This is a genomic window from Vibrio sp. 2304, assembly GCF_033339475.1.
GTDB classification, from domain to species: domain Bacteria; phylum Pseudomonadota; class Gammaproteobacteria; order Enterobacterales; family Vibrionaceae; genus Vibrio; species Vibrio alginolyticus.
In genome coordinates, this window is sequence record NZ_JAWOUQ010000015.1 from 42,492 (window position 1) to 55,892 (window position 13,401).

General features: G+C 46.6%; 9 protein-coding genes. 4 read left to right on the top strand and 5 right to left on the bottom strand.

The window, feature by feature from the left end; translation table 11 throughout:
• Positions 1–205: 205 nt before the first annotated feature.
• Complete coding sequence (locus tag R7P64_RS21230) at positions 206–2,278, bottom strand: sensor histidine kinase (protein ID WP_318118820.1); 2,073 nt, start codon at positions 2,276–2,278, stop codon at positions 206–208.
• 178 nt (positions 2,279–2,456) lie between these two features.
• Between R7P64_RS21230 and R7P64_RS21235 the strand changes: the two genes are divergently transcribed.
• Positions 2,457–3,806, top strand: coding sequence for a sigma-54-dependent transcriptional regulator (locus R7P64_RS21235; protein WP_005384179.1), 1,350 nt, complete (start codon positions 2,457–2,459; stop codon positions 3,804–3,806).
• 43 nt (positions 3,807–3,849) lie between these two features.
• On the opposite strand, the gene R7P64_RS21240 is transcribed toward R7P64_RS21235, so the two are convergent.
• Together R7P64_RS21240 and brnQ are read right to left on the bottom strand one after the other, a co-directional pair.
• A complete protein-coding gene (locus R7P64_RS21240) occupies positions 3,850–5,058 on the bottom strand; it encodes a GGDEF domain-containing protein (protein WP_054576191.1) in 1,209 nt (402 codons plus the stop codon).
• A gap of 103 nt (positions 5,059–5,161) precedes the next feature.
• Positions 5,162–6,472: a branched-chain amino acid transport system II carrier protein gene (gene brnQ / locus R7P64_RS21245; RefSeq protein ID WP_258473594.1), complete on the bottom strand. Its 1,311-nt coding sequence runs from the start codon at positions 6,470–6,472 to the stop codon at positions 5,162–5,164.
• Positions 6,473–7,308: 836 nt separating this feature from the next.
• Between brnQ and R7P64_RS21250 the strand changes: the two genes are divergently transcribed.
• From R7P64_RS21250 to lhgO, 3 genes are all read left to right on the top strand, one after another.
• Entirely contained in the window at positions 7,309–8,319 is a 1,011-nt protein-coding gene (locus tag R7P64_RS21250; RefSeq protein WP_017635521.1) for a TAXI family TRAP transporter solute-binding subunit, read from the top strand.
• Between the two features lie 88 nt (positions 8,320–8,407).
• Positions 8,408–10,531, top strand: a complete 2,124-nt coding sequence (locus R7P64_RS21255) for a TRAP transporter permease (RefSeq protein WP_005374183.1) — start codon at positions 8,408–8,410, stop codon at positions 10,529–10,531.
• 8 nt (positions 10,532–10,539) lie between these two features.
• Positions 10,540–11,766: an L-2-hydroxyglutarate oxidase gene (gene lhgO, locus R7P64_RS21260; protein WP_262658180.1), complete on the top strand. Its 1,227-nt coding sequence runs from the start codon at positions 10,540–10,542 to the stop codon at positions 11,764–11,766.
• 47 nt (positions 11,767–11,813) lie between these two features.
• On the opposite strand, the gene R7P64_RS21265 is transcribed toward lhgO, so the two are convergent.
• Positions 11,814–12,218, bottom strand: coding sequence for a cystatin (locus tag R7P64_RS21265; RefSeq protein WP_213911830.1), 405 nt, complete (start codon positions 12,216–12,218; stop codon positions 11,814–11,816).
• 174 nt (positions 12,219–12,392) lie between these two features.
• A complete protein-coding gene (cydB, locus tag R7P64_RS21270; protein ID WP_005374173.1) occupies positions 12,393–13,391 on the bottom strand; it encodes a cytochrome d ubiquinol oxidase subunit II in 999 nt (332 codons plus the stop codon).
• Positions 13,392–13,401 lie beyond the last annotated feature (10 nt).

The window sequence follows — 13,401 nt, forward strand, 5'->3', positions numbered from 1 at the left end:
CATTCTTACTTTTAAATAATTACTTATCATTAAATTAGACGGTGGGAGCTAAAACTGGTGTCAACCACCAAAAATTGTTCTGATGAATGGTATGTGGCGATTCATCAAGTTAAGCGTAGGTTAGGCAACTCGCTTTATAAAGTTGAACAGGATTTATATTGCTCTCTTATTGAGAGAAAAGGATTGAGAGATGGGAGAAGTTGGGTCAGCTTCGGTGAGGAGCGAGTTTAAATACTAAGATGAAGGACATTCCTTCAGTAGTGTTGAGCTGTGCGCTGACTTTCCCTTGCATATCACGCATATTGTTGGCCGTAATCGCTAAACCTAGCCCCAATCCTTCCCCAATTTTCTTTGAGGTTTGGAATGGCTCGAACATGGATTCAAGCATCTCATTCGACACGCCGCAGCCATTATCACTGACGATCAGTTCGACCTGATTGTCGGTTGGATTGACGATCAAGCTGAGCTGCGGGTTGGTGGTATGGTTCATTGCGTCTAGCGCATTCGAGACAAGATTACCGAGTACCTGAAGCAGTCGTTGTTCTTCACCCAAGATGTTAGGTAAGTCATGAGGAACTCGAACACGCACATCCACTTTGTCTAGTTGGGTTTGATAAACGCGTAGGGTTTCTTCGAGTGCGGAAGTAAGAGAAATTGCTTGTAGGCTTTCTGGTTTGTTGTAGGCGAACGTCTTTAACTGGCTGGTCATGCTTGCCATGCGATCAATCAGCTTCTGTACCAAAACATTGTTGGCTTTCATCATCTCGGTTTCGCCGCGTTCCGCCAGCAGTTCGTTCGTGGTGAGCAGGGTACGCAAGCCTGTCAGTGGCTGATTGAGCTCATGAGTAATCGCGCTCGACATGCGACCCAAGGCGGCCATTTTGCTCGATTCAATTAATTGGTTTTGCGCTTCTTTTAGCGCTTGAGTACGCTCTTCTACCCGTTGCGCCAGTTCTTGGTTGACCTGTTGCAGCGATTGCTCGGCTTTTTTCCGCTTACTGATGTCGATGATCGTTGCAAGGAAATACTGCTCGCAATGCCAAGGGAAACTGGTTAGCGAGAACAGGACAGGGAAGACGCTTCCGTCACTGCGTCTGGCAATGGTTTCGACCGTACTGAGCTCTGCGAGCTCTTTATGTTTAGGTAAGTCCTTGAGCAACTTAAGTGTGGTGGAATTAGGATTGCCTGCATCGAATAACTCCCAAGCAAAAGCGTGTCGATTGACGCTTTCTGGTAAACAGAACAAACGCTTCGCCATTGGGTTGAGATCGAACAGTTGTCCTTGTTCATCAATCAATAGCAAACCAACGTGGGTTTTATTGATCATCTGTTTCAAGCGGCGTTGAGACTCTTCCAACAGGGCTTGAATTCGCTGTTGATTGATGTGCTTTTGGCGACGTTGTAGACCAATGATGACGAGTAATATAACCAATAAGAGTAGCGCTGCTACGCTCCAACCAATTACGTTGATGGTTTGCTGAATCGGCTTAGAAGGGGTGAGGTAGCTTACGTACCAATTCAAATCATCCAATTTTACGGTGTGCGCAAAATAGCGTTGCTGATTGAGCGTCCACACACTGATATTGGTGTTGTCGTATAAGCGCTGCGTTTCTAACTGAACGGTGTTGCTCGGTTCGTTAAACCAGTCAGCGTTATAGAGCGAGCTGCTTGATAGGAAAAAGCGTTGCTGGCGATTTTGCAACGTAATGATGTCTTGGCTAGTAATAGTCTGTTCGGTCAATAAGCTGAGGTTGATTTGCACCACTACAATGCCTGCGATATCCAGACCGTCGTAGATAGGGGCTGCAAGATAATACAACGGGCTCGAACCTTTGGTTTTGTTCACCAAGGAAACACCGCCGCCTTGATTGTGAATTTGTTCCACAATGGCTTTTCGGTCAGACAGGCTAAAGCGCTCTTCGATCAAACTCGATACCAATACTTCGCCAGAGTTAGACAGGATTAGCCAACCTTCCGTATTGGCGGCTTTATCTAGCTGAGTCAGTTGGGTTTGCAATGGCTCGTAATAAGTCCGGTTTCCTTTCACAAACGCGATGGTTTCTGGGTTATTGGTGACGAGGTAAGGTAAGTGGTAGAAGCGTTTGAGTGCACGGCGAACTTCACCAATATAGTCGAGTAGTTTTTGTTGAGCTTCGGTTTGAGTTTGTACACTCAACCACTGACGGGCAACCTCTCTGCTGGCGCTATAGCAAGACAACATCAGCACTGCCGCAATTGCGACCACAAGCCATGTTTTGCCATTCCTTTTGCGCTGCATACCGACTCCATTCAGCTAGTGCGTTCTCACCAACAGTCATTAAAGAGTGCGCCTAACTGGTTGGATGTTAAAGACTTGTAAGCAAGAAGTGAGATCTAGCTCCTTTTCTCCTCAGTGGTTTTTGCTACCGTTAATAAAGATCGATTTCTTTCCCACCCCATAAAGCAGGCAGTAACTCATGGCTTTTGACGACATCCCTAAAATTGCACTTATCGAAGACGATGACATTGTTCGTCAGGCTACCAGTCAGTGGCTGCAACTCGCGGGGTTCGACGTGACCGCGTTTAGTTTGGGGGAGGAGGGCAAAGCCGCCATTCTTAGCCAAGAATTTGATGCGATTGTCAGTGATGTTCGCCTGCCGGACACCGACGGCTTGTCGATACTAGAAAGCCTGATTGCCAATCACATTCCAACGCCGGTTATCTTGATCACCGGACATGGTGATGTCGATATGGCAGTTGGGGCGTTGCAAAACGGTGCGTTTGATTTTATCGAGAAACCTTTCCAACCTGAGCGCCTATCCCAGCGAGTGACCGATGCGGTCGAGAGTTATCGCGCACAAACGTCTACTCAAGATCGCCAAGAGTATCTATCTAGCGTTAGCGGCTTAGAAGAAATGCTGATTGGCCGAAGCCGAGTGATGCAACAGCTTAGAGAACAAGTAGCCAAGTTAGCACGCATTGATACTAACGTGATCATTTACGGCGAAACAGGTTGTGGTAAAGAGCTGGTGGCGACCAGTTTGCATAATGAAAGCCAACGCAGATCCTATCATTTTGTGCCAATCAACTGTGGCGCTATTCCTGAGAACCTGTTTGAAAGTGAGCTGTTTGGGCATGAAGCAGGGGCATTTACCGGAGCGGGTAAAAAGCGCATTGGTAAGTTGGAATACGCGGATAAAGGCACTTTATTCTTTGATGAAATCGAGAGTATGCCGCTGTCTATGCAGGTGAAAGTGTTGCGTTCATTGCAGGAACATACGGTTGAGCGTGTTGGGGGTAATCAGCAGATCTCGGTTGATTTGAGAGTGATCGCCGCCGCGAAAGAAGATCTCAATGATCATGACGAGTTTCGTCAGGATTTGTACTATCGTCTTAATGTGGCGCAGATCTATTTGCCACCGCTACGTGAGCGAGAAGAAGACGCGTTGATCTTGTTCGAACACTTTGCTCTGAAAAGTAACCCTGAGAGTCGTCCACTGAGTGAAGCTGATAGAAAAGCCATTCTTGCTTACGCTTGGCCCGGTAACGTGCGTGAGCTAAGGAATGTCGCGATGCGTTTTGCATTGGATGAAACCGTCTCCGTGATGGAAATTCTCTCCAGTCGACCATCCTCAACAACTGAAGAGACGCATGCGGGCGTGCCGTTGGCGATTCAGCTACATAACTTTGAACGTAAGGTGCTACATGATTCTTTAGTCAGGCATCATGGACGCATCAATGAGGTGATGCAGGAGTTGGATTTACCACGTCGAACCCTTAACCAAAAGATGCAGAAGTTTGGTTTGAATCGCTCCGACTATACTTAGTGCGATTTCTAGCTAATTCGAAATTACTGGCATAACAAACACGTTATGCGCTTTTGGCTGGAGCTGGGACAAACTTATAATTTAGGTCTTTCCCTTCTCCAAACAAGGTAACGAGGTTCCTTCCAGTATGTTTAGAGCTATATAGCGCTTCGTCTGCTTCAGCAAGCGCCTCTTGAAGTGATTGCCCCTCAGATAACTGACTGATACCAAAGCTCATGGTCACTTCAGTTTTAAATGATTGCAAAGCGGTTTCAGTTTCGACCGCAAGGCGAATTTGCTCTGCGAAAATTTTGGCTTGCTGTGCTTTTTCGAGCAAAACAATCATGAACTCGTCACCACCAAATCGCACAATGCAGGCTGACTCAGGAAGATGCTTTTTAAAAATAGTGGAGATCGTTGCCATGACGGAGTCGCCAACCGTGTGACCATAGTGATCATTAATCGCTTTGAACTTGTCTACATCAGTCATAATAATGCTGATTGCTTGGCTTTTTTTATGTGCTTTATTAACCAAGTTTGGAACGATTTCTTCCATGGCTCGACGATTATATAGCCCTGTGAGTGCATCTAAATGAGAGAGATCATTAATGGATTGCACCAAGCGTCCGTTAATTAACCACAGCATACTAAAGCTCAAAGCAACGATCAGGCAGATGCTAAATAAGAAAGTCAGCTGATGGATAAGGCCTGCGACCATAAAGCTTGGTAACTCACCTGAAAAAGTACTCCAAAGCGCCCTAAATCCCATAAAAAAACTAAATCCAAAGAAAGAGTAAGCCATTGCTTTAACAGGGAGCTTTAAGTCCTTTTGGGTACCTTTAAGCATAGCGACACCACTAAAGAAGGTGACGATACAAATATACATGCTCAGATAAATAATACGGCTTTTGATAGAAGGGTCATGGAAGGTGAAATAGTAAAATGAACCACTAAAAACAGGTGTTAACAAGGTGAGACAGTGAGCCAATTTTAAAGGGTATTGACGAAAAATGCTTACGCTATATAGCGTAAGCAAGAAGCCGACTAATATGAGAGTGTTGGCTATGACGATGGTCAGCCAGTCTGGCGCAGAGCCTCTAAAGCCAAGTAAAAAAGGACCTAAACCAATAAACAGTAGTGATATCGAGAAGGTTTTTAGGCCTTTGACTCTACCCTGAGTGTATTGATAACAAAGCAGACTAATAGAGTAAATGCAAGAGAACAGAATAACGATAAAGTTCAGTGTTCTGATGTCTAGATACTGATTATCCATAGGCGACCCATATCAATCTTTCATTCAGGCAACTCCTTTGCCTGATATCAATAAGCGAGCTACATAGTAACTCACTTATTGAGCGATGTCTTATGTTAAACGGCTATTCATTCACCAGCTTGAATTGTTCGGTTTGGTTGGCTTTCGTCGTAAACAGCAGACCAACAATCATCATAAATACGCTAGGCACAATCCAGCTAGCAAAGTCATTGTACAGAGGCATGTAATTACCCATCCACTCATCAGTGGAACTTGGCATGTAGCCTAGGATGTGCAGCGCATCAACACAACCAAACGCTAGAGCAGTGAATGCGGTCGCGACCACCATGATTTGCGACATCTTGTTGCGCACTGGTGCCATGATCATCAACGCAATCGCGACTGGGTGAAGCGCCACAACCGCTGGCAATGTGATCGCCAATAGTTGCTCTAGACCTACGTTGGCGATCAAACCAGCCAATACCATGGTCGTGATAACGCAGCCTTTGTAGTTCACTTTGCTGAAAGTGTTGTCGTAGAACTCACTGCCTGCAGTGGTTACGCCGATAGCAGTAGTCAAACACGCTAATACCATCACGGCACCTAGTAATAGTGAGCCAAATGCGCCGAAGTGGCTGAAGGTGAACGCCGTTAAAATGTCGCCACCATTGCTGAACTCAGAACCCAAGTATGAGCTTGTCGAACCAATGTAAGCCAATGAGATGTAAACAAATGCCATGGCAACCGCGTACATCAAAGCTGCAATTAGCGTGTATTTTGCGGTCGCTTTCGGGCAATCTACACCCATGCTGCGAATCGCACGGAAGATGATCCAACCAAAACCGATAGAACCTAGCGCATCCATGGTCATGTAGCCTTGGGTCAAGCCTTCAGCAAATGCGCCAGATACGTATGGTCCCGTTGCGGCAGTTAGCTCGCCTGCAGGAGAAACCAAAGCCGTCACAGACATGATGATTAAGATCGCCATCAATGCAGGCGTTAAGATCTTGCCTAGGTTGTCGACCAACTTACCCGGATATAGGGCAAATAGAATGGTGATAGCACAGAAGGCAATAGTGAAAGGCACCAAAGCGGCATCACCAAACATTGGTGCAAAGCTAAATTGGTAAGCTACGGTAATCGCACGTGGGATCACGAACGCAGGACCAATCACAATAAATACCATCACCCAAAAACTGGTTGCCAAAGGTTTAGGTAGGGCGGCGGTTAGTTTGTCTGAACCGTTTACTATAGCCACCATCACCAGTGCCATTGCAGGCAGGCCTACGCCCGTTAAGAGGAAGCCAGACATCCCGCTCAGAAAGTTTTCACCTGCCTGGTAACCCAAAAATGGAGGGAAGATCAGGTTACCCGCGCCTAAGTACATGGCGAAAGTCATGAAGCCCAAAGCGGCGATATTGCGTGCGCTTAACATTGTTATTCCTCTTATGTTTCGCTTGGAAGAAACTGAAAGGAATGGGAGGAGTATGTGGTGTTCCCGTCAGCTTCTTCTCAAGCTGACAGAAAGTTTAGATATAGCCTGTCAGCTCTGAATCAGTTCCAGAGAGAGCAGGAGGATCGCAGCAGCAACGCCAGATGGGCGTTTTAAAGCGAATTGTAATTGCGCGGTTGCTGACATGGATGATCCTTAATGACGAAAAAATACCAAGGAATACGTTTGCCTTGGCGTGTTGTTACCCTAACGAACATAGGGCTATTGGCACAACCCCGAAGTAGAAAATAAGTTGATACGGTCAATGTTTGTTTCTTAACTGGTGGATCGAACTGGTTTTTAAATTCAAAATTAGAATAAATGACTTTTCATTTCTTTAACATGGCTTGTTTTGCTGTATTTTTGTGCTATTTGTAGTCGTTTAGGCTATAAACCTCCGCTGATAAAGTGAGCAGCTTAGAATGATGCGCTTTTTCTTCTTATTGTTAAGACGCTCATTAGTTGCAGTTCAATCCAAAATTGCATCGGCAAAATATTGCTTATTAGTGAATCGTGCATTTATTTTGTCTTGATCACATTTTTTTAACCTTTTGCGATCTAGGCGTGCAACCTTCTTCTCTTCAATGAGCAAGATCTTGCTCATTACTTTGCTATCAAATCAGCATAATTTTGCTCATTTTTGATGTCTTTCAGCACTTAGTTCAATAAATACAAAGGGTTAAAAGTTGGCATTTCAATTGCTTCAGGGAATGTGTTGTTAATAAAGATTTAACATGATGTAAATCCCCAATCGTGAAACGACTACACGGAGAGTAATAATGAAAATGAATAAGCTGGTAAAAGCTTTGGCTGTCGCTGTGACTTCTTTTGGTATTGCTGCTAACGCTGCGGCAGAAGATCGTAGCTACATTCTTGCAACGGCATCGACAGGTGGTACTTACTACCCTGTGGGCGTAGCGTTGGCGACGTTAAGCAAAGTGAAATTGGCACCAAAGCACCACTTCTCCCTTTCTGCAATCAGCTCTGCGGGCTCTGGTGAAAACGTCAAACTGCTGAACGAAAACGAAGCACAGTTCGCGATTCTGCAAGGTCTTTACGGTGCATGGGCTTGGTCTGGCGAAGGTCCTTATGAGAAGAGCGGTCGCCAAGAGCAGCTGCGTTCAGTCTCTATGCTGTGGCAAAACGTTGAGCACTTTATTGTTCGCTCTGACCTAGCAAAAACGGGCACAGTGACTGATCTGAACAACCTAGATGGCAAGAAGTTCTCTATCGGTAAGAAGAACTCAGGTACTGAGAACTCTGGTCGCCAAATCATGAAAGGTCTGAAGGTCGACCCTGATAAATTCAATCTTGCTTACATGGGTTACGGCGGCAGTGCGAGCGCACTTCAAAACGGCACCATTGACGGCATGAACACGCCTGCGGGTGTACCTGTTGGTGCGGTCACTCAAGCTTTTGCTGCGTTGGGTAAAGACATTTCGATTCTTTCGTTTACTGACGAACAAATCAAAGAGGCGAACGGCAATTACAACCTATGGACGAAGTACGAGATCCCAGCGAACACGTACCCGGGTCTAGATAAGCCGATCACCACCATTGCACAGCCTAACTTCTTGGCAGTTCGTGAAGATATCTCGGAAGAAGACGTTTACCAGCTAACCAAAGCGATCTACGAGAACCTGCCTTTCCTACAAGGCATCCACAAAGCAACAAAAGCAATGGCGATTGAGAAAGCGATCGCTGGCTTGCCAGTGCCTCTTCACCCAGGTGCGGTGCGTTACTACAAAGAAATGGGCATCGAAATCCCATCAGACCTAATGGCGAAATAACGCCAACTTCGCCCCGAGTTTCGGCTCGGGGCATTTTATCCCTACCGATTTCTAAGATGGAAAAAGCCGCCAGAGCTTGGAGTATGAGATGAGCGACTCAATAGAAAAGGAATTGCAGAAGTTTGAGCTGCCCACGCGCACTGATTTTCCGTGGGTAACCACCACAATCACAGTGTTTGGCGTGGTGTTGTCTGCTTTGCACATTTGGTTTAATACCTTATCGACGTTACCAGAGTTATGGATTTCCGCGACCCACTTTGCTGGCTTTGCGGTGATTTGTGCGCTTTGGTATCCGGCTCATATCTCTCTCAAGCAGAGTAAGCTTGCACTCGGCATCGATGTGTTAATTGCTATGGGCGCGGTCGCGTGTTTGCTCTACATTCCCTATGCCGAAGATGCGCTGTACGAACGTGGCGTGAAGTTCGTGACCAGCGATTGGGTCTTCGCCATCATGGCAATCCTGATTGTGATTGAGCTTATCCGACGCACCATGGGCTGGTTCATTCCAGTGCTGATTGTGGTGTGTTTAAGCTACGTTGTGCTTTGGGGGAAATGGGCGACAGGTATTTTCCACTTCCCGGGTTTGAGCATGGAAACCTTGCTCTACCGCAGCTTCTATTCTTCTGAGGGCATGTTTGGCTCTATCTCGCGCATCAGTTGGACTTTCGTATTCATGTTCATTCTGTTTGGTGCGTTTCTTGTTCGCTCTGGTGTTGGTGATTACATCATCAATGTGGCACGTGCTGCGGCTGGTAAAATCATCGGTGGTCCCGGTTTTATCGCAGTGATTGGCTCGGGATTGATGGGCTCAGTATCTGGATCTAGTGTGGCAAATACGGTTTCAACCGGTGTTATCAGTATTCCTTTGATGCAAAAAGCAGGTTTTCCTTCGCGCTTCGCGGCGGGCGTTGAAGCAGCGGCATCGACAGGTGGTCAGTTGATGCCACCAGTGATGGGCGCGGGTGCTTTCATAATGGCGTCTTACACGCAAATTCCTTATGTTGATATTATTGCCGTTTCTTTCATTCCTGCTCTTATCTATTTCTTGTCTGTGGCGTTCTTTGTGCGTATCGAAGCCAAACGCAGCGGCGTTCAAAAAATCACGACCAGCGATGAATCTCTACTGAAAGTGTTGATCAGCGGTTGGCACAACCTTATCCCGCTGGCGGTATTGGTTACTTTGTTGGTTCAAGGTTTTACACCGACTTACGCTGCGGGCTTGTCGATCATTTCAGTAGTGGTGGCTTCTTGGTTCTCGAAAGATCATAAGATGGGACCAAAAGCGATCATCGAAGCACTTTCACAAGGTGCGAAAAACATGGCGACAACCGCCGTATTGCTGGTGGGTATTGGTTTGGTGATCAACGTGATCAGTACAACAGGCATCGGCAACACCTTCTCATTGATGATCGACGGTTGGGCGAATGGTGACTTGTTCATCATGATCGTTCTGATTGCGCTCGCTTCTCTTGTTTTGGGTATGGGTTTACCCGTGACAGCGGCGTATATTGTATTGGGTACACTGTCTGCCCCTGCGCTTTACAAGTTGATTGCGGAAAACCAATTGCTTGAATTGATGGTATCGGGTCAATTGCCTGAACAAGCAAAAGCCATCTTTATGTTGGCAGCGCCAGAAAAGTTGGAACTGCTTAATGCACCAATGGCGTTGGAAACTGCGAAAGAAATGGTGGCGTTAGTACCTGCAGACTTTATGGAAACCCTACTAGAGCAAAGTTTGGGTATGGAAGCGGTAGGCTTGGCATTGCTGGCTGCTCACCTCATCATCTTTTGGTTATCGCAAGACAGTAACGTTACGCCTCCAGTCTGTTTGACCGCTTTTGCAGCAGCAACCATCGCGAAAACACCGCCAATGCGTACCGGCCTGATGGCGTGGAAAATCGCTAAAGGTTTGTATCTTGTTCCGTTACTTATTGCCTACACAGGCTTAGTCAGTTGGGATGTGACGTCAGTGATTACCGTAGGCTTCTTTGCCATCATCGGTACCTATGCATTGATTGGTGCGATTGAAGGCTACTTGGAAGGTCCTCTAAACATTCTGACGCGTCTCTTGTTGGTAGTGGTGGGTACATTGCTGGTTTGGCACGACATCCCAATGTTGGTTCGTGTGGCAAGCTGCGCGGTATTTGTCGCGGTGTTCATTTACAGTGGTCGCAAGTTCAAATTGCAACAATCTCAACTATCGGTTTTATAAGAGGTCGTATGAAATCAGTCTATGACTACATCATTGTTGGTGGCGGTATCGTTGGTGTGTCGACAGCATGGCAACTGCAGCAACGTCACCCAGACAAATCCATTTTATTGGTTGAGAAAGAGTCCGGTTTTGCCAAGCACCAAACCGGACACAATAGCGGCGTGATTCATGCTGGGGTGTACTACGCACCGGGCAGCTTAAAAGCCGATTTTTGTAAGCGTGGGGTAGAGCGAACCATTTCGTTCTGTGCTCAGCACGATATTCCGGTGGAGAACTGTGGCAAGTTACTGGTTGCGACCAATGAGCAAGAAGTCGAACGCATGAATGCCCTCTATGAGCGCTGCCATGTCAACGGCATCGACGTAAAGCTACTCGATGAAGTTCAACTTAAGCTGGCTGAGCCAAACATCACGGGATTGGGCGCGATTTATGTCAAAACCACTAGCATTGTCGATTATCGTTTGGTCACTGAGCAGATGGCGGAAGAGTTCAAAAAGCTCGGGGGTCAAATCAGCTTGAGAACCAAAGTGGTGGCTGCCGAAGAGAAGGACGAGAAAGTCCAACTGACCTGCATTTCAGACGGTCAAACGATGCAGCTTAATACCAAGTTCTTGGTTACTTGCAGCGGCTTGATGGCGGATCGCATGACCAAGATGATGGGTATTCCAACTGACTTTCAGATCATCCCTTATCGTGGTGAATACTACCGCTTAGATAGCAAACACGACCAAGTGGTGAATCATCTTATTTATCCAATTCCCGACCCTGATTTGCCATTCTTGGGCGTCCACCTGACTCGCATGATTGATGGCAGTGTGACCGTAGGTCCAAATGCGGTGCAAGGCTGGAAGCGGGAAGGGTACGACAAGGTTAACTTCAGCTTGCAAGATACCATGCAAATGCTGAGCTTCTCCGGTTTCTGGAAGGTGACACAAAAGCATCTAAAAACCGGATTGGATGAGTTTAAGAACTCGTGGTGGAAGCCAGGCTATCTCAAGCTGGTCAATAAATACTGCCCAAGCATCAAGGTAGACGATCTCAAACCATATCCTGCGGGTATTCGTGCGCAAGCGGTGTTATCCGACGGAACCTTGGTTCATGACTTCTTGTTTGCCGAAAGCGCAAGAAGCCTACACGTTTGCAATGCCCCCTCTCCCGCAGCGACATCGGCAATGCCGATTGGGGAATACATTTGCGATAAAGTGAATGAAAAGATAGAGGCGAAAACGGTATAAAACAAAGGCGACGTAACGGTCGCCTTTATTGTATTTGAATCTGGGATTTAGGAGTTGCCATCTTTAGGGCAGAGTTCGCCTTTCTTGGCGTGTCTTTCGATCATGTAATCGCCTCGGGCACTGTGCAATACAATTGCATTCCAGACTTGACCATCTTGCAACTCGAACTCAAACGCATAATGGGTGCCGCCGACCATTTTGGTTCTCACCTCATGAATTGCTTTCAATTTATCATCGGCATTCATTTGATAAAGCACCATGTTGAGTGAGCGTCTGGCGTCAGGAGTTGCCTCAGCAAGTTGCCAATGGCCCTGCTCGTTTGTTGCGGAGCAAATAGACCGCATTTTACTTTTCATGGCGGATGACATCTGCTTGTCTACGGCCAAAGCATTTGGTGAAAACAGTGGAACCGTCAAAGGAATCAAAGTTACCAGAAACCGCTTTAAGGTCATAAAAACACTCCGTTGTTTTACTCTTGCTTGAGTATAGACCTCAATGGCTTCAGATGTGGTGCAGTAGACTCTGTGCCTACAATATCGCAGTTCGTATCAACGAACTGATGATAAACAAGGCGACCACGCTTGCCAGCCAAATGCCAATGAACCACAAAATGGGCTTTAGTTTCATCAGTGATATCCTTCTCCACGTTTCATCTTGCCGCGGAACACCCAGTACGAATAAGCCGTGTAGGCTATGATCAGAGGAAGTAATACCACCGCACCGGCAAGTAAAAATGCCAAACTTTTGTCTGGCGCGGCGACGTCTTGATAAGTGAGTGCGAATGGGACCAAGTAAGGGAATGTACTGACACCGAAACCCATCGCGGACACAAGAAACAGGCCGATCGCAAGAACGTAGGCTCGGACGGCTTTGTGGTCGAGTAAGGCTTTGAATAACTGCCAAATAAGTGCCGCTGCAATAATTGGTAAAATGAAAAACAGTAGCGAGTTTGGTAATGAGAACCAACGTTCAAATACGATATTTTGGCTCAATGGCAGCCACAAACTGGCGATGAATATACAGGCTACCATCGCTAGTCCCCATCGTCGCGCGACCACGTAATAGCGCCCCATCAGCTCTTCTGGAAGCTTGATTAATAACCAGCATGAACCGAGCAGAATATAAGCACAAACAAGCGCCAGGCCACAAAATACGCTAAATGGTGAAAGCCAATCAAACCATCCACCTGCGTATGCTCGTTCACTAACCTCTATACCTTGGAGCAGGGTTCCGAGCATAATGCCTTGCATCAATGCCGCGGTGAGTGAACCAATGAAAAAAGCGCTATCCCATAAAAACTTTCCGCGTTGTGTTCGGAAGCGATACTCAAAAGAAACCCCGCGCAGAATTAACCCGAGCAGCATTAAAATCAGAGGAGCATAGAGTGCTGGCATAATGACCGCGTAGGCGAGGGGGAACACGGCAAAAAGCCCACCACCGCCAAGAACTAGCCAAGTTTCATTCCCATCCCAAACAGGAGCGATGCTGTTCATCATCATGTCGCGCTCTTCATCGTCATTAGCGCTGAGAAATAGGATACCAATACCGAGATCAAAGCCATCTAACACGACATAAATCAGAACAGCGAGCCCAATCAAAGCGTACCAAATTAATGCGTAATCCATGAGTAAGCTC

What these genes read in the sequence shown, in the direction of transcription:
- R7P64_RS21230 (WP_318118820.1), bottom strand. Translation starts at nt 2,278, where the DNA reads ATGCAGCGCAAAAGGAATGGCAAAACATGGCTTGTGGTCGCAATTGCG.
- R7P64_RS21235 (WP_005384179.1), top strand. Translation starts at nt 2,457, where the DNA reads ATGGCTTTTGACGACATCCCTAAAATTGCACTTATCGAAGACGATGAC.
- R7P64_RS21240 (WP_054576191.1), bottom strand. Translation starts at nt 5,058, where the DNA reads ATGGATAATCAGTATCTAGACATCAGAACACTGAACTTTATCGTTATT.
- brnQ (WP_258473594.1), bottom strand. Translation starts at nt 6,472, where the DNA reads ATGTTAAGCGCACGCAATATCGCCGCTTTGGGCTTCATGACTTTCGCC.
- R7P64_RS21250 (WP_017635521.1), top strand. Translation starts at nt 7,309, where the DNA reads ATGAAAATGAATAAGCTGGTAAAAGCTTTGGCTGTCGCTGTGACTTCT.
- R7P64_RS21255 (WP_005374183.1), top strand. Translation starts at nt 8,408, where the DNA reads ATGAGCGACTCAATAGAAAAGGAATTGCAGAAGTTTGAGCTGCCCACG.
- lhgO (WP_262658180.1), top strand. Translation starts at nt 10,540, where the DNA reads ATGAAATCAGTCTATGACTACATCATTGTTGGTGGCGGTATCGTTGGT.
- R7P64_RS21265 (WP_213911830.1), bottom strand. Translation starts at nt 12,218, where the DNA reads ATGACCTTAAAGCGGTTTCTGGTAACTTTGATTCCTTTGACGGTTCCA.
- cydB (WP_005374173.1), bottom strand. Translation starts at nt 13,391, where the DNA reads ATGGATTACGCATTAATTTGGTACGCTTTGATTGGGCTCGCTGTTCTG.